At 57.8% G+C, this 15,926-nt stretch carries 18 protein-coding genes; 7 read left to right on the forward strand and 11 right to left on the reverse strand.

Translation table 11 applies throughout. The features are described from left to right. Nucleotide 1: 1 nt before the first annotated feature. The 5 genes from EL191_RS04465 to EL191_RS04485 all read right to left on the reverse strand — a co-directional run bounded on the left by EL191_RS04465 (nucleotide 2) and on the right by EL191_RS04485 (nucleotide 4,995). Nucleotides 2-1,882, reverse strand: coding sequence for a potassium transporter Kup (locus EL191_RS04465; RefSeq protein ID WP_041976780.1), 1,881 nt, complete (start codon nucleotides 1,880-1,882; stop codon nucleotides 2-4). 187 nt (nucleotides 1,883-2,069) lie between these two features. After that, nucleotides 2,070-3,371: an NAD(P)/FAD-dependent oxidoreductase gene (locus EL191_RS04470; protein WP_041976782.1), complete on the reverse strand. Its 1,302-nt coding sequence runs from the start codon at nucleotides 3,369-3,371 to the stop codon at nucleotides 2,070-2,072. A 63-nt stretch (nucleotides 3,372-3,434) separates the two neighbouring features. Further along, a complete protein-coding gene (locus tag EL191_RS04475; RefSeq protein ID WP_013714021.1) occupies nucleotides 3,435-3,608 on the reverse strand; it encodes a DUF3094 family protein in 174 nt (57 codons plus the stop codon). A 206-nt stretch (nucleotides 3,609-3,814) separates the two neighbouring features. Further along, complete coding sequence (locus EL191_RS04480) at nucleotides 3,815-4,369, reverse strand: MOSC domain-containing protein (protein WP_041976784.1); 555 nt, start codon at nucleotides 4,367-4,369, stop codon at nucleotides 3,815-3,817. Then, a complete protein-coding gene (locus EL191_RS04485; RefSeq protein ID WP_013714023.1) occupies nucleotides 4,366-4,995 on the reverse strand; it encodes a DUF1780 domain-containing protein in 630 nt (209 codons plus the stop codon). The genes EL191_RS04480 and EL191_RS04485 overlap by 4 nt, the downstream gene beginning before the upstream one ends. A 208-nt stretch (nucleotides 4,996-5,203) precedes the next feature. Here EL191_RS04485 and EL191_RS04490 point away from each other — a divergent pair, with 208 nt between their 5' ends. Together EL191_RS04490 and EL191_RS04495 are read left to right on the forward strand one after the other, a co-directional pair. Then, nucleotides 5,204-5,893, forward strand: coding sequence for an energy-coupling factor ABC transporter permease (locus EL191_RS04490; protein WP_041976787.1), 690 nt, complete (start codon nucleotides 5,204-5,206; stop codon nucleotides 5,891-5,893). Nucleotides 5,894-5,998: 105 nt separating this feature from the next. Next, entirely contained in the window at nucleotides 5,999-6,214 is a 216-nt protein-coding gene (locus tag EL191_RS04495; protein WP_041976790.1) for a hypothetical protein, read from the forward strand. Between the two features lie 70 nt (nucleotides 6,215-6,284). Here the strand turns inward: EL191_RS04495 and yacG are convergent, their stop codons facing one another. From yacG to pilB, 5 genes are all read right to left on the reverse strand, one after another. After that, the gene (gene yacG / locus EL191_RS04500) at nucleotides 6,285-6,479 is read right to left on the reverse strand and encodes a DNA gyrase inhibitor YacG (protein ID WP_013714026.1); all 195 of its coding nucleotides are present in this window, start codon (nucleotides 6,477-6,479) and stop codon (nucleotides 6,285-6,287) included. Next, nucleotides 6,476-7,084, reverse strand: a complete 609-nt coding sequence (coaE, locus tag EL191_RS04505; protein WP_041976792.1) for a dephospho-CoA kinase — start codon at nucleotides 7,082-7,084, stop codon at nucleotides 6,476-6,478. Before coaE ends, yacG begins: the two co-directional genes overlap by 4 nt. A 269-nt stretch (nucleotides 7,085-7,353) precedes the next feature. Continuing rightward, nucleotides 7,354-8,220, reverse strand: a complete 867-nt coding sequence (locus EL191_RS04510; protein WP_162184340.1) for a prepilin peptidase — start codon at nucleotides 8,218-8,220, stop codon at nucleotides 7,354-7,356. A gap of 3 nt (nucleotides 8,221-8,223) precedes the next feature. Beyond that, a complete protein-coding gene (locus EL191_RS04515) occupies nucleotides 8,224-9,444 on the reverse strand; it encodes a type II secretion system F family protein (RefSeq protein ID WP_041976797.1) in 1,221 nt (406 codons plus the stop codon). A gap of 3 nt (nucleotides 9,445-9,447) precedes the next feature. Beyond that, complete coding sequence (gene pilB, locus EL191_RS04520) at nucleotides 9,448-11,148, reverse strand: type IV-A pilus assembly ATPase PilB (protein WP_041976801.1); 1,701 nt, start codon at nucleotides 11,146-11,148, stop codon at nucleotides 9,448-9,450. 274 nt (nucleotides 11,149-11,422) lie between these two features. Here pilB and EL191_RS24645 point away from each other — a divergent pair, with 274 nt between their 5' ends. The 5 genes from EL191_RS24645 to EL191_RS04545 all read left to right on the forward strand — a co-directional run bounded on the left by EL191_RS24645 (nucleotide 11,423) and on the right by EL191_RS04545 (nucleotide 14,719). Then, a complete protein-coding gene (locus EL191_RS24645; protein ID WP_041976804.1) occupies nucleotides 11,423-11,608 on the forward strand; it encodes a prepilin-type N-terminal cleavage/methylation domain-containing protein in 186 nt (61 codons plus the stop codon). A 17-nt stretch (nucleotides 11,609-11,625) separates the two neighbouring features. Beyond that, nucleotides 11,626-12,078, forward strand: a complete 453-nt coding sequence (locus EL191_RS04530) for a hypothetical protein (RefSeq protein ID WP_126403455.1) — start codon at nucleotides 11,626-11,628, stop codon at nucleotides 12,076-12,078. 82 nt (nucleotides 12,079-12,160) lie between these two features. Further along, on the forward strand, nucleotides 12,161-12,970 hold the full coding sequence (locus EL191_RS04535) for a hypothetical protein (RefSeq protein ID WP_041976806.1): 810 nt from the start codon (nucleotides 12,161-12,163) through the stop codon (nucleotides 12,968-12,970). Beyond that, nucleotides 12,933-13,811: a hypothetical protein gene (locus EL191_RS04540; RefSeq protein WP_230926001.1), complete on the forward strand. Its 879-nt coding sequence runs from the start codon at nucleotides 12,933-12,935 to the stop codon at nucleotides 13,809-13,811. The genes EL191_RS04535 and EL191_RS04540 overlap by 38 nt, the downstream gene beginning before the upstream one ends. Next, nucleotides 13,808-14,719, forward strand: coding sequence for an ABC transporter ATP-binding protein (locus EL191_RS04545; protein WP_041976812.1), 912 nt, complete (start codon nucleotides 13,808-13,810; stop codon nucleotides 14,717-14,719). Before EL191_RS04540 ends, EL191_RS04545 begins: the two co-directional genes overlap by 4 nt. A gap of 108 nt (nucleotides 14,720-14,827) precedes the next feature. Here the strand turns inward: EL191_RS04545 and nadC are convergent, their stop codons facing one another. Further along, nucleotides 14,828-15,676, reverse strand: coding sequence for a carboxylating nicotinate-nucleotide diphosphorylase (gene nadC, locus EL191_RS04550; RefSeq protein WP_041976814.1), 849 nt, complete (start codon nucleotides 15,674-15,676; stop codon nucleotides 14,828-14,830). Between the last annotated feature and the right edge of the window lie 250 nt (nucleotides 15,677-15,926).

A 15,926-nucleotide genomic window follows, 5' to 3' on the forward strand; every position in this document is an offset into this window, starting at 1 on the left:
GTCAGATTTCCACTTGAGTCCCCAACTCGATCACCCGGTTCAGCGGTAGATTGAAGAAGCGCAGGCTGCTGTTGGCATTCTTCAACATGAACGAGAACAGCAGCTCTCGCCAGCGGGCCATGCCAATACGGCGGGTCGATACCACCGTCTCCCGGCTGATGAAGTAGGTGGTGTGCATGGGTTCGAAGCTCAACCCCGACACATGGCATTGGCTGAGCGCCAACGGCACATCTGGGCGTTCGCTGAAACCGAAGTGCAGCAGGAGGCGATAGAAACCTTCGCCATGCTCCTGAATCTCTAGGCGGTTGCTTGAAGCAACGCGTGGACTGTCCTCGCTGATCACCGTCAGCAGTACCACTTTCTCGTGCAGCACCTGATTGTGCAGCAGGTTATGCAGCAGTGCGTGCGGTACGCTGTCCGTACGCGCAGTCAGAAACACGGCGGTGCCTTTGACGCGATGTGGGGGCTGGCGGGCGATGCTGTCGCTGAATACCTCGAGTGGCAGGGCGTTTTCACCCAGGCGCTCGAAGACGATCTCCTTGCCGCGCTTCCAGGTGGTCATCAGCAGAAAGAGGATGATGCCTGCGACCAGGGGGAACGCCCCGCCCGCCAGTACCTTCGGCAGGTTGGCGATGAAGAACAGGCTGTCGACCAACAGGAAACCGGCGAGGATCGGTACGGACAGCCACTTGGGGAGGTTCCACAAAAGCAGCATCACGGCAGCGGCCAGCAGTGTGGTGATCAGCATGGTGCCGGTCACTGCCACGCCGTAGGCCGAAGCCAGGGCGCTGGATGAGCCGAAGCCGAGTACCAGCAGCACGACGCCGATCATCAGCATCCAGTTCACCGTGCCGATGTAGATCTGTCCTTGTTCGGTATCCGAGGTGTGCTGGATGAACATGCGCGGGATATAGCCCAGTTGAATGGCCTGATGGGTCAGCGAGAACGCACCGGAAATCACCGCTTGAGAGGCGATCACGGTGGCCAGGGTGGACAGCGCGACCATCGGTAGCAGTGCCCAGCCGGGCGTTAGCAGGAAGAACGGATTGTGCGCTGCCGCCGGGTTGGCGAGGATCATCGCCCCCTGGCCCATATAGTTGAGCAGCAGGCCTGGGAGCACCAGAAAGAACCAGGCGCGGGCGATCGGCTTGCGGCCGAAATGGCCCATGTCGGCATACAGCGCTTCGGCACCGGTCAGCGCTAGCACCACGGCACCGAGTATGGCCACGCCGATGCCGGGGTGGACGATGAAAAAGTGGATGCACCAGTAGGGGTTCAGTGCCTTGAGCACCTCTGGATACTGGCTGATGCCATGGATGCCCAGTAGCGCGAGTACGCTGAACCACAGCAGCATGATCGGGCCGAAGAGGATGCCAAGACGCGCGGTGCCGTGTTTCTGAATCAGAAACAGGCTGACCAGTATCACCAACGCCAGTGGTACGACCCAGCGTTCGATACCATCGAAGGCGACCTGCAGGCCTTCGACCGCCGACAGTACCGAAATTGCCGGGGTGATCATGCTGTCGCCGAAGAACAGTGCGGCCCCGAACAAGCCAATCAACAGCAGCACCTTGCGCAGGCGTGGGTAGTTGCGTGCAGCGCGTTGAGCCAGCGAGGTCAGGGCCATGACACCGCCTTCGCCGTCGTTGTCCGCGCGCAGAATGAACAGTACGTATTTGATCGAGACAACCCAGATCAACGACCAGATGATCAGCGAAAGGATGCCAAGCACGCCCTCGTGGTTGGGGGCCACGCCAAAGTTGAAAACTTCCTTCAGGGTGTACAGCGGGCTGGTGCCGATGTCGCCGTAGACCACGCCGGTTGCGGCGATCAGCAATGCCAGGGCCGAGGGTTTGGAGGCAGGCGTATTGCTTGGGTGCATCTGCGATGCTCCGTTGCAGGCGGATTCTGGGATGGGGATGTCAGGTAGTTGCCGAACCTGTGACTTGGCTGAAGACGGGGCGTTGCCGGGTCATTGCGTATTCATGCGCGATGCCTCGAATGGGCAGATGTTGGCGAGCAGGACGCTCGCCAGCGACTGGGGCGTCCGTGCCCCAGTATAGACAGCTTCAGTGCAGCTTGAGACGTGGCTCGGTACTACGTCCGATGCGGTCGCTGAGCATCAGCAGCAGGGTACGTGGTACGCCATACAGGGCCATCTGGTGCATGCGGTAGAGCGACACGTAGAACACTCGCGCCAGCCAGCCTTCGAGCATCACGCTGCCGGTCAGGTTGCCCATCAGGTTGCCGACCGCAGAGAAGCTCGACAGCGAGATCAGCGAGCCGTAGTCGCGATAGCGATATTCCGGCAGCGCCTGGCCGCTGATCTTCAAGCGCAGCGACTTGGCCAGCAGCGATGCCTGCTGGTGTGCCGCCTGGGCGCGCGGTGGCACGTTGCGCCCTTCGTTACCCGGCTGCGGGCATGCAGCGCAATCGCCGAAGGCGAACACGTCTTCATCGAGCGTGGTTTGCAGTGTCGGGCGTACCTGCAGTTGGTTGATGCGGTTGCTCTCCAGGCCATCGAGCTCTTTGAGAAAACCCGGTGCGCGGATGCCGGCAGCCCAGACTTTCAGGCTCGCCGGAATGAAGTTGCCATCGCTGGTCTTCAGTCCTTCGGCGGTCACTTCGCTGACCGCCGCACCAGTCAATACCGTGACACCGAGCTTCTCCAGGGTCTGATGCACCGGACGCGCGATGCGCTCCGGCAGCGCAGGCAGCACACGCGGCCCGGCCTCGATCAGGGTGATGCGCATATCTTCGGGGCGAATGCGATTGAGGCCATAGGCGGCCAGCTGCTTGGCAGCGTGGTGCAGTTCGGCGGCCAGCTCGACCCCCGTAGCACCAGCGCCAACGATGGCGATGTCGATCTTCGAACCATCTTCGCTCTCATTGGCGTGCGCGCGCAGGTAGTGGCTGAGCATGCGCCGGTGGAAGCGCTCGGCCTGCGCCCGCGTGTCGAGGAAAATGCAGTGTTCGGCAGCGCCGGCGGTACCGAAATCGTTGGTGGTGCTGCCGACGGCGATCACCAGGCTGTCATAGCTGATGCAGCGCTCAGGCATCAGCACCTGGCCGTCATCATCCAGCGTGGGCGCCAGGGTGATGCTCTTGCTTGCACGATCGAGGCCGGACATGCGGCCGAGCTGGAACTCGAAATGATTCCACTTGGCCTGGGCCACATAGTTCAGTTCGTCTTCCGAGGAGTTCAGCGAGCCGGCGGCCACTTCGTGCAGCAGGGGCTTCCAGATATGGGTGAGGTTGGCGTCGACCAGAATGATCCGCGCGGCGCCACTCTTGCCCAGTTTTCTACCAAGGCGGGTGGCCAACTCCAAACCGCCGGCGCCGCCGCCGACAATCACGATGCGATGGGACATGGAAAGTGCTCACAAGGCTTTGAATAAGACGGTGTGAGTGCGAGAGGGCGAGCGCTAGGCAGCTCATAGCACCATTCGACTCAGAAGACGGCTCAGCAGGCCCAGGCCGATGACGACGACCAGCACTACAGCGAGCAGGCGCCAGACACGAAACGGCTGACGTTCCACCTGATGCTGCGGCGCGCTCAGGTACTGGTCGACTTTCTGCTGGTCTTCGGGGCTCAGGCGGCTGGTCATGGGTAGGCCTCTGCTTGAATGCGGCTATCTTAGCAGGCTGTTGAAAAACTATCTGCGTTGCCACTGCTGCGTTAAAAACAGGCTCGTGCGCGAGTCCGATCAAAATGCTCATTTACAGCTCGTAAAGTCGAGCGCGACTCCGACCGTTTTTCGCCTGTTTTTGCGGGGCCGCCATCGGTATTGCATTGGCTGCCTCGCTACGTTTTTCAACGGCCTGCTAGGCGTGCCCGCCAGCCTTGGCGAGCTTCGTTGTCCTGCGGGTCAGATATTGCGCTGAAGGCTTCCACGCGTACGGTGTCGTCCAGGCGGATGATGCCGCCCTCTATCACCCTGGCGGTTATCCCACCATGCCCGCGCATCGCCTGGAAGGTGCCGCGGCCAAGGCGTTCTTCAAGGCGTGCGCAGGGCTGGCACCAGCCGGTGGTCTCCAGCAGCGCCTGGCCAATACGAAAGCGCCTGCCTTTCAGGCTGAACAGGTTCATGCCGGCGACCGCAATGTTGCGCCTCAGCTCGCTCGGCTGCATGGGCGCATCGCGGCCGAGCAAGGCGGCGACGACTGCCAGGTGCTCCCACTGAATCAGCGTGACCTGTCGCGCATTGCGCGGCCCGGGACGGCTGTGATCTCCGGTCAGGCCTGCCTCGCGTCGGGCTTCCACGGCTTCGACTTCGAGCATCGCCTCACGTGCTGTGGGGCGAACGCCTATCCAGCGTACCTGGCCGACCTGTGGCACGTCGGCGAGCAATTCCTGCAACGGCCTCATAGGCCGATCCCGATGTCGAACAGCAGACTGCGGCCGAGGTTCTGCCGCAGAAAATCCGGTGCGTCGGGATGAGCGAACAGCACGCGGGCGAAGCGTGGGCCAACCAGTGACAGCGAGCGCCAACCCTGGCGCAGATATTCGGTGGGTGGCGGGAAGTGGCTGTTGCAGTCGAGTACAGCGCGCTTGAGGCTGACGAAGGCGACCAGGTCGAGGTCGCTCAGGTCGATACCGCGTTCGCGATAGTTGTGCGCCTTCTTGCGCAAGGTTGGCGCCAGGCGCGCCTGCATCTCGCTGGCTGGGATGCGCTTGGGGCGTGCTTCGCGGCGCACCAGCTGACTCAGGGAAAAGGCGCTGCGGCGACGCTCCAGCTCGGCGCGCCACTCGTCATTGAGGCGCCGCCCTTCATCGAGCACGAAGAACACTTCGAAGTTGGCGTCGCGAAACAGCACATCCGGCGGCTCCTGGCCGCTAGGAGTGAAATCGTCGTGATGGTGGCGCACGTTCAGCGCCTGCAGCAGACGCTGGCAGACCCAGCGCTCGCGCTCCCATTTCTTCGCGTTGGAAAGGAAGGCATTGGCCTGTTCGGCCTGGTGCGTAAGTAGGCGCAAATAATCGGAATCGTCCATGTCTAAAGCTTAGCCGTAGCGCTGACCCGCATGCCAGTGCCTGTAATCTCCGTCGTTCCTGCGAAGGCGGATATCCGGCTGGGCTTTGGCTGTTATCGATCAATAGGAAGGTGGTCGCCATTGCAGTTGCGCTGCCGGCAAAATTAAAACCCAAGTGCCGGTGTAGACTGCCTGGCCAGCGATGGGGGAATTTAAAGGATGTGCACGCATGATCGCTTCTAATCTGCTGGCGTTCTCCACCTTGTTCAGCGGCTGGCTGATCTACGGGCTGGCGCTGCTCTGGGCGGTGGCGCGGGCGCCCTGGGTCGAGCTGTTCAGTGATCTGCGCCGCCAGCATCTGCTGTTCGGCACCATGCTCGCGCTGTTTCTGTTGTGGCTGGTGCGCCGCGATTTCGACTCCGGGCTCTCCTATCATTTCATCGGTATGACCGCGGTAACCCTGCTGCTCGATTGGCCACTGGCCGTGCTCGCGGGCCTGGCGGCGCAGCTTGGCCTGATGGCGATTGGGCGTATGGACCTGGCCTCACTCGGCATCAATGGCGTGCTGTTGGTGCTGATCCCGGTGCTGGTCACCGAGCTTTGCGCACTGCGTGTCGAGCGCGCGCAGCCACGTAACCTGTTCGTCTACATCTTCTTCTGCGGGTTCTTCCCGGCTGCGCTGGCGACACTGATGACCCTGCTCGGCGGTCTCGCCTTGTTGTGGGTGGACGGCCTGTTCCCCATGCCGCCCTGGCTGGACGATTTCGCCGGCTACCTGTGGCTGGTAGCGTTCCCCGAGGCTTTCATCAACGGCACCATCGTCACGGCACTGGTGGTGTTCTATCCGGATTGGCTGGAAACCTTCAATCGCAGCCGCTACCTGCAGGCGCCCTGGAAGGAGAATGATCGTGGTGAATGAATGACACCGTATTGGCCGATTGAATGCTCCCGGCAGGGTTGATCCTGATCAATGCTCGTGATGTGCCTGCGGGCATGCTGTGAAAAACACGTCCGAGGATTCGACATGAGTATTCACAGCTGGGCCAGAAAAGCGCTTCAAGAGGATCTGCATGAGGCCCAGACCCAGGGCAGCGAGCCTGTGATGGCATTGCGTGCTCTTCTGTCGGAGGTCGTGCAGCAGAGCAAGGCGCTGCGCGATCCCCAGGAATTGGCCCACGAACTGCAATTTCTCGCCGACAACCTCGACGATGATCGAGACTACGCTTTTATGCGCCCCTGATAGTCATAGGTAGCGTCTGCGCGCACGATGCTGATGCGACTGTAGGAGCGGCTTCAGCCGCGATCGCTTATTAATGCGGCCGTGTCGGCAGGTCGCCGCTGAACATCTCATCTTCCAGATCGTTGCCAGGAATCGCATGCTCTTCGGCAGCCCAGGCACCCAGGTCGATCAGCTTGCAGCGCTCACAGCAGAATGGGCGATAGGTGTTTTCGGTTTTCCACTCGACGGGTGCGCCACAGGTCGGGCATTGAACGGTCGTGGTCATGGCTGGCCTCCGCGCAGGGTCAGGTAAAAGTTGTGCAGGCGCTCGACCTCAGCATCCAGCCAGGCCATGTCGCGATCGTTGACCAGTACGTCATGGGCATGACGCAGGCGTTCTTCTCGACTGGCTTGCGCCTGCATGATCGCGCGAACCTGCTCTTCCGAGCTTTGGTCGCGGGCGATGGTGCGTTGGATCTGCAACTCGACTGGGGTGTCGACGACCAGTACGCGCTGGGTCATCTGCCGCTGCCCGGACTCGACCAGCAGTGGCGAAACAAGGATGGCGTAAGGCGACTCGGCACGTGCCAGCACCTGAATGATTTCCTGGCCGATCAGCGGGTGCAGAAGGCTTTCCAACCAGCGGCGCTGCTCGGGGTCGGCGAATATCAGCTTACGTAGCGCGGCGCGGTCCAGCTCGCCGCTGGTTTGCAGCACGCCGTCACCGAAGTGCTCAGCGATCTTCGCCAATGCCGGTCGGCCCGGCTCGACTACCCAGCGCGCCGCGTGGTCAGCATCGACCACATGCACGCCGCGCTCCATAAAGCCTTGCGCCACCGCGCTCTTGCCGCTGCCAATTCCGCCGGTCAGGCCGAGTATCCAGGGTTTCATGACGTCAACGCAGCCTAGTTATTGCTCAAGGCCGCGATTGTAGGGGGGATTGGGATGCGATGCGAACCTGGCGCTCCTGACTCGCTGTAGGAGTCGCGCCCGGAGGTGGGGCTCCCACAAGTTGGCAACCGGATAAAAAACAGCCAGTTCGGACGGTAGCCCGGATGCAATGCGGGGAAATGTATCGGCAATCCCGGATTTCATCCGGCTACGGACTGTAGTGGCGCCCCGTCGTGAATCCGCATGAAGTGCCGGCAGATAAAAGCGCGTCAGAACCCAGCGAACTTCAGATAGTTGCTAGTAATCACATCACCCCAAAGCAAGGCGATCCACCCGGCTATCGCCAGATAGGGCCCGAAGGGAATCGGCGTGCTGGAGTCGCTGCCACGCATGCGTAGCATGATTACCCCGAGCACCGCCCCGACCAGCGACGACAGCAGAATGGTCAGTGGCAGAATCTGCCAGCCCCCCCAGGCGCCGAGCATGGCCAGCAGCTTGAAGTCACCATAGCCCATGCCTTCCTTGCCGGTGATCAGCTTGAATAGCCAGTACACCGACCATAGGCTCAGATAACCGGCGATCGCCCCCCACAAGGCACCTTCCAGGCTGGTGAACAACCCGTAGTAATTGACGATCAAGCCCAGCCAAAGCAGCGGCAGCACCAGCACATCCGGCAGGATCTGGTGATCGGCATCGATCAGACTCATGGCCAGCAGCCCCCAGGCCAACACCAGCATCGCTCCGGCCTGCCAGGTAAAACCGAAGTGCCAGGCGACATAGCCTGAAAGCAGGCCGCAGGCCAATTCTACGATGGGGTAGCGCTTGCTGATCGGCGTCTTGCAGTTCGAGCACTTGCCGCGCAGGAACAGGTAGCTGATCACCGGAATGTTTTCCCAGGGCCGAATCTCATGGCCGCAGTTGGGGCATGAGGAGTTGGGGAGTATCAGGTTGAAAGTTTCTGTTGTCGGCGCCGCTGGTAGTTCCAATACTTCACGCGCTTGGCTTTGCCAGTCGCGTTGCAGCATCAGTGGTAGGCGGTAGACCACGACGTTGAGGAAGCTGCCGATTAGCAGACCAAAAACTACACAGATAAAAACAAAGGCCGACAGATTGTCGGCCATAATTTCGAGCGCCATGTTTTAGCCGACCACCGCACCCAGCTGGAAGATAGGCAGATACATCGCCACGATAAGGCCACCAACCAGTACCCCAAGCACAGCCATGATCATTGGTTCCATCAGGGTAGTGAGGTTGTCTACGGCGTTGTCTACTTCTTCTTCGTAGTAACTGGCGGTCTTGTCAAGCATTTCGTCCAGCGAGCCGGCTTCTTCGCCGATAGCTGTCATTTGCACGGCCATAGTGGGGAAGATGCCGGTGCTGCGCATGGCGAAGTTCAGTTGAGTACCCGAAGACACGTCCACTTTGATCTTGTGTACGGCGTTGCGGAAAACCACGTTGCCGGTGGCGCCGGCTACCGAGTCGAGTGCGTCGACCAGTGGCACGCCAGCGGCAAAAGTCGTGGCGAGGGTGCGGGCAAAGCGTGCAACCACGGCCTTGTACAGAATGTCGCCAATGATTGGAGCCTTGAGCAGTGCCCTATCCAGAGCGTCGCGAAATTTTTCCGAACGCTTGTATGTGTTGGAAAAAATGAATGCGGCGGCGAATATCCCGCCCAGCACCACGAACCACCAATTTTGCAGGCCGCGTGATAGATCTACGACCACTTGGGTGAAGGCTGGTAACTCCGCACCAAAACCCTGGAATACCGATTCGAACTGAGGTACTACCTTGATCAGTAGAATGGCTGTCACGATGAGCGCGACCACGATCACAGCAATCGGGTAGGTCATTGCCTTCTTGATCTTTGCTTTCAGGGATTCGGTTTTTTCCTTGTAGGTGGCAATACGATCCAGCAAGGTCTCCAGCGCGCCGGACTGTTCGCCGGAGTCGACCAGGTTGCAATATAGGTCGTCGAAATACAGCGGTTTTTTGCGTAGTGCGGAAGCGAAGCTGTTACCGGCCGCAACTTCCTGCTTAACCTCATCGATCAGCTTGCGCATATTGGGGTTGTCGAAACCCTCAGCGATGATGTCGAAGGACTGCAACAACGGTACGCCGGCCTTCATCATAGTTGCCATTTGCCGGGTGAACAGGGCAATGTCCATCGGCTTGATTTTCTTGCCCGCGCCAAACAATGAAACCGCTTTCTTGCGCACTTTGATCGGGTTGATACCCTGCTTGCGCAGTTGAGCCTTGACTAGGGCCGGCGATTGCCCACTGAGCTCGCCCTTTACCTTGCCACCCTTTCTATCGGTGCCTTCCCAGGCGAACACGCTGGTTTTCAGTGCTTTTTCCGCCATGGATTAATCCTTGGTCACGCGGTTGACTTCTTCCAGGCTGGTGATGCCCTGCATCGCCTTGAGCAGCCCTGAAGTACGGAGGTCGTTGAAACCATCGGCTCGCGCCTGCTTGGCGATTTCGATGGAGTTGCCTTCCTCCATGATAATGCGTTGCAGCGAGGGCGTGATTTTAACTACTTCATAAATCCCCACCCTTCCTTTATAGCCGCCTTTGCAATTATCGCAGCCGTTGGGGGCGTAAAGCTTGAAGGTGCCAATCTGGCTCTCGGGGAAGCCTTCCTTTAGTAAAGCCTCGCGCGGCAGTTCTACTTCTTTCTTGCAGCTACAGAGTTTGCGCGCCAGGCGCTGAGCGATGATCAGGTTGACCGAGGTGGCGATATTGAATGCTGGTACGCCCATATTGCGTAGACGTGTCAGGGTTTCCGCCGCGCTGTTGGTGTGCAGGGTGGACATCACCATATGCCCGGTTTGCGCGGCCTTTACCGCGATTTCGGCGGTTTCCAGGTCGCGAATCTCACCGACCATGATCACGTCTGGATCCTGACGCAGGAACGCTCGCAGAGCCTGCGAGAAGTCCATGCCATGCTTGGGGTTGACGTTGACCTGGTTGATGCCTTCCAGGTTGATCTCCACCGGGTCTTCTGCGGTGGAGATATTGATATCCGGCGTATTGAGAATATTCAGCCCGGTATAGAGTGATACGGTTTTGCCCGAACCTGTGGGGCCGGTTACCAGAATCATTCCCTGCGGCTGCTTTAGAGCTGTCATATACAGCTCTTTCTGACCCTCTTCGTAACCCAGGGCATCGATACCCATCTGGGCGCTGGTGGGGTCGAGAATCCGCATCACGATCTTTTCGCCCCACAGGGTAGGCAGGGTGTTGACGCGAAAATCGATGGCCTTGTTCTTCGATACTTTCATCTTGATCCGGCCATCCTGCGGCTTGCGTCGCTCGGAGATGTCCAATTGCGCCATGACCTTTAGGCGAGCAGACAGGCGACTGGCCAGTTGGATTGGCGGGCGTGCCACCTCGTGCAACATACCGTCGGTACGAAAGCGCACGCGATAGGTTTTCTCGTAGGGTTCGAAGTGCAGGTCGGATGAGCCGCCCTTGATCGCATCCAGCAGCATTTTGTTGATAAAGCGCACCACTGGCGCATCATCGGCATCGCCGCCCGAGCCAGCATCGTCCTTGTCGTCGGTGACGGCCTCTACATCCAGTCCATCCAGGTCAACATCGGCCAAATCCTCCATGCCGGTATTGCCAGTATCGAAAAAACGCTCCAAGGCATCGCCCAGCTTGTCGTCCTCGACCAGTAGCGCCTCGGTGCTAAGCCCGGCACTGAATTGAACATCGGTCAGCGCCTGGTGATTGGTCGGGTCGGAGAGGGCGATAAACAGCTTGTTGCCTCGGCGGTAGAGCGGTAGTACCCGATGTTGCCGACAGAGTTTTTCGCTTAGCACCTCGCGAGGCTGGCTTTCCTTGTCGATGGCAGTCAGGTCGAAGTAGGGCATGCCAAATTGCTCGGCTGCCACCTCCGCCAGCGCGCGACTGCTTATCAGCTTGTTCTGTACCAAATAAGACACCAGCGGAATCTTGTTACGGGCAGCCTGTGCCTGAGCGTTGCTGGCTGTACGTTCGTCGAGCAGTTCGGCATTGACAAGTTGTCGGGCCAAGCCAGTTGCGATCACGGTGTCGTTCATTGCATTAGGTATCGAGCTGATGGCTAAGGCATCTTTATAGCCTAAAGCCATGCTGCCGCCCAAGCAGGTTCTATAGGGGTGACCAAAAGTGTCAGTTGGTGACTCTTGCAGGGATGGCTCTGCCAGCAGTCGGCCCGCTTAAGGGCTCGCTAGAAGCTGGTTTGCACTGGGCTAGCGGCGTGGCCGAGCTTCGCGATAGGGACCAACTTTCTTGGCACGCTATCTGCTTTGGGTGTTCTAGGTCGTTGACCTTAACCACAATAGGAGTTCGTCCATGAAGTCTCTTAAGAAGCAAAAGGGTTTTACCCTGATCGAGCTGATGATCGTGATCGCGATCATCGGTATTCTGGCTGCTATCGCCATTCCTCAGTTTAATGATTATCGTCAAAAAGCGAACGATACTTCGGCGGTTGCTGATGTGAAGAACGGTGTTACATCTATTATTTCTTCTCTGCGCTAATGGTCTGGGTGATGAATATGAAAAAGATTACTCTTGTTCTCGCGGGGCTGATGGTGTCCGGTATGGCCTCTGCTGTTCAGTTGACCCAGTCAGGCAGTGTTAGCATGGATGATTGTGCTCCGCTGAATGAAAACGTACGTATTAACTTGAGCAATAATGTTCATGCTGGCGTTACGTGTAATGCCAATGCGGTTGCTCTATCTGCGTGCCATACTGGTGGCAAGGTGACTACTCGCTCTGTGCCGGTTAAGACTGTTGCTGCCGTCCCGGCTGATGGTATTCCAGAGCATATAGTGTCGTGCACTGTGGGTGCGGCAGATCCAGACTGTGCTCTAGAAGATGTGGTAGGTCCTGCTATGCCTTCTGCAACTACTATCTTGGGTACTGTTAATACTCAGTATCCTGGTGGTAATACTTGCACTGCAGCGGGCGCCGAAACTAACTCTACTGTTATGCTGCTTAACCCGTAATGTATTGGCGGGCGAGATTTATGTGTCTCGCCTGCCAGCTTTAAGTTTGGTGTGGAGAGTGTTGGGTGGATTGTAGTTTGTTATGAAGTTTCCTGCCATTTTTTTTGTGACCATTCGTTTGTCTTTTCGAGCTCGTTATATTGGGCTTGTTTTGTTTTCGGTTGTTTTCTTGTCATTAGCAGTGCTGTTGGGGGCTCAGTTTGCCGGGCGGCAGCCAGCAACTGTTGCTCTGGATGTGGGTATCTCGATCATTCGTTTGTTGTTGCCTTTTGTTGTCGTGATGTTGACTCAAGAGCTGCTTTCTAATGAGTTTGAGCGACGTTATTTTCTTAGTTCTCTTTCATATCCTTATACAAGACTATCTTGGTTGTGGGGGCGTTTTTTTGCTGTCACAGTTTTAATATTTGGTCTCCTGTGTCTTTTGGCGATTTTGCTGAGTGTTTTGGTTAGGTTGGCTGGGGAGGGGTACGTGCAGTCTACTCCAGTAGACCTTGTGGGCGGGTATCTTATTACGATGGGTTTCATCGCTTTAGATCTCCTGGTGTTAACTGCTCTGTCTAGCTTTCTGGCGTTGACCGCTTCGACATCGAGTTTTGTATTAGTAGGCACTTTTGGGTTTATGTTGGTGGCACGTTCCTTTGCGGCTATTATTGAATTGCTGGCTCGGGATTCTAGTGTGGTGTCTAACGCTGAAAGTTATGGTTCGGGTGTTGGGTTACTCGCTTACCTTCTTCCTGATTTGGGAGCGCTAGATGTTAGGGGGGTTTCATTGTATGGGCAGATGGAATTTCTGCCTGTAGATTGGCCGTGGTTGTTGATGTCCTGTCTGATTTATGCTTTTGCTTTGATGGCGCTTGCTGTCTGGGCTTTCAATCGTAAGCGTTTTGTTTGATATGCGGCGCTACTATATTTCTCTGTTTTTGACGATATTGGGTTTTGCTCTATTCGCTACTTTGGTCTTCTGGCGCTCTCAGCAACTGCCTGAGCCGAATTACGGTGTGGCGTCAGATCGGGTTGTGGTTAGTGCTCCAATCCTTTTAGCTCTTTATGGTGGGGATCGATTTCTTGCTGCCAATTTAGAGGTTATGCGTCTGTCTGCAACTGGAATGGATTACGGTCAGTTTAACTCGCATTACTTGATTCGTGCTCAGCGTGTTGTTTCCGAGCTTAACCCCTGTCATGAGGATAACTATTACCTCGCTAACGGTCTTCTTACATGGGGCGGAGCTGTGGTAGAAGGGAATGATATTCTGCGTCGAGCCATTGACTGCCGTTTCTGGGATGGCATGCCCGGGTTTTTCTATGGCATAAATCTTTCTTTCTTCAATCGAAATGCCGATGAAGCTGCTCGGGTGTTGGAGGAGTCGGCGACTCGATGGCCAGAGAATGCTGCTGCTTTGCGCAAGTTGGCCGTAATGCTGAGGGTTGAGAAGTTCTCCGATGAGCGTCTGGCTTTAGAGTATCTGACTCTACAGCGCGATGTAGCTGATGACCTCCAACTACGTGAGATGTTGGATCGACGGGTTGTTCGCCTGCAGGGCTTGGTAGATTTGCGTGCCGCACAGCATCGTTATGAGGTTCTGCATGGCCCCCTGGGGGATCTAACCCAATTGGTAAGCTCCGGTGAGTTATTAGCATTTCCAGATGATCCTCTGGGGCTGGGCTATGAGTTGCGTGAAGGGCGTATCGAACTACGTAAATTGAAAATTGCAGGTTTGGAGGAGCAGCCTTGAGCGCTGTACTGGAGTTCAAAGGCGTCAGTCATACCTTTCGCGCCAAAGGTAAGGAACTTCGCGCACTGAATAACGTGAATTTCGCTCTCACCGAAGGCGAAGTCTTCGGTTTCGTTGGCCCTAATGGTGCCGGTAAGTCCACCACCATCAAAGTGATGCTGGATATCATCAACGACTATCAGGGCAAGGTAAGCATCTACGGTGTCGATGCTCATCGTGCCGAGGCACGTCAGCCTTTGGCGTTTGTGCCCGAGTCGCCAGCGCTCTATGAGCAGTTCACCCCGCTGGAAATACTGCGCATGGGCCTGTCCATGTATGGCATCAAGCGTAAGGACGCCGATGTCTGGTGCATGTACTGGCTGGAGCGCTTCTCCGTCGATATGAATGCCAAGCGGCGTATCCGTGAGTTATCCAAGGGCAATGTGCAGCGCGTGGCGCTGGCGCATGCCATGGCGGTGCAGCCCAAGTTGCTGGTGCTCGACGAGCCGCTGTCCGGCCTCGATCCGGTCGGGCGTAAGGATGTGGTGGATATCCTTACCGAGTTCAAGCAGCAGGGGGGGGCAATTTTCTTCACTTCTCACGTTTTGCACGATGTTGAACGTATCGCCGACCGCTTTGGTTTTATCAATAAAGGTGAGCTGCTGACCGTGCGCTCCCCGCGTGAGCTGGCGGCTGAGCGGGCTGACGATATGTTGGTGCGCTATCACGCGTCGCAGCCGATTGGTGAGCCGCTGCGTGTACTGCGTGAAGGTGAGTTTGAATGCGAGGTTTTGCAAGCGGATCTGCCAGCGTTCATTGCACAGTTGAATCAGCTTGGCGGCCATTTGCTGACGATCAAACCGGCTGTTTCGCTGGAGACGGTGTTTTTCAATATTCTCGACAGCGCCAGCAACAAAACCCCAGCCTGAGCATGGCTCTGTAGGAAGCCCCGCCCTGGGGCGAAGCTGTGGGTTCTGCGGTGCTCTGGCGAACGCTTCGCGGCGGGGCGCCGCTCCTACGGTAAGCCAGCCCGTGCCTTATAGCGACAGTCGCATCGACAAATCCACCGCCTTCACATCCTTGGTCAGCGTCCCTAGAGAGATGTAGTCCACGCCCGTCTCAGCTATCACACGCAATGTGCTGTCATTGATCCCGCCCGAGGCTTCCAGTTTGGCGCGGCCGGCGGTGAGTTTCACGGCTTCCCGCATGTCTTCCAGTGACAGCTCGTCGAGCATGACGATATCGGCGCCGGCTTCCAGCGCTTCGCGCAGTTCTTCCAGGCTTTCCACTTCCACTTCAACTGGTTTGCCGGGGGCGATCTGATGGGCAGCGGAAATTGCCTGGGCGACGCCGCCGCAGGCGGCGATGTGGTTTTCCTTTATAAGGAAGGCGTCGAACAGGCCGATGCGGTGGTTATGGCATCCGCCGCAGGTCACTGCATATTTCTGCGCCAGGCGCAGGCCGGGAAGTGTCTTGCGGGTGTCGAGCAGCTTGACCTGGGTACCTTCCACAATATCGGCGTAGTGGCGGCAGCGGGTAGCAACGGCTGACAGGGTCTGCAGGAAGTTCAGTGCGCTACGCTCGCCGCTGAGTAGGGCGCGAGCCGGGCCCTCAAGGGTGAACAGGGTTTGGTCGGCGTGCACTCGGTCGCCGTCCTGCACCTGCCAGTGTACTGCCACGCGTGGGTCGAGCTGACGAAAGACCGCATCGACCCACGTCGTGCCGCAAATCACAGCCTCTTCGCGGGTGATCACGCGGGCGCTGGCCAGGCGCTCTGCCGGAATCAGCTGGGCGGTGATATCGCCGCTGCCGATGTCTTCGGCCAGGGCGCGGCGGACATTGGCTTCGATTTCGCTGCTGAGTTCGGCGAGGGTCAGGTTGGGCATGGTCGGCTCCGGTGTAGGCGAGGGGCGATTATAGAGCCAGGCGAGTCAGACCGTGTGAAAACGTAGCGAGCGAAGGTCAGGCAAGGCAAAAAACGGCGAGAAAGCGCAGTTTACGAGCTGTAAATGAGCATTTTGAGCCGTTTTTTAACGCAGCATGGCCGAGCGCAGTAGTTTTCACACAGTCTGGAGTGCGGGGCAATGGTCGAGCGCCGTGATGTGTCGTTCGGTTTTCGATGATTGACCGGGCACT

It is taken from the genome of Pseudomonas mendocina, assembly GCF_900636545.1.
In the GTDB taxonomy this organism is placed as follows: Bacteria; Pseudomonadota; Gammaproteobacteria; order Pseudomonadales; family Pseudomonadaceae; genus Aquipseudomonas; species Aquipseudomonas mendocina.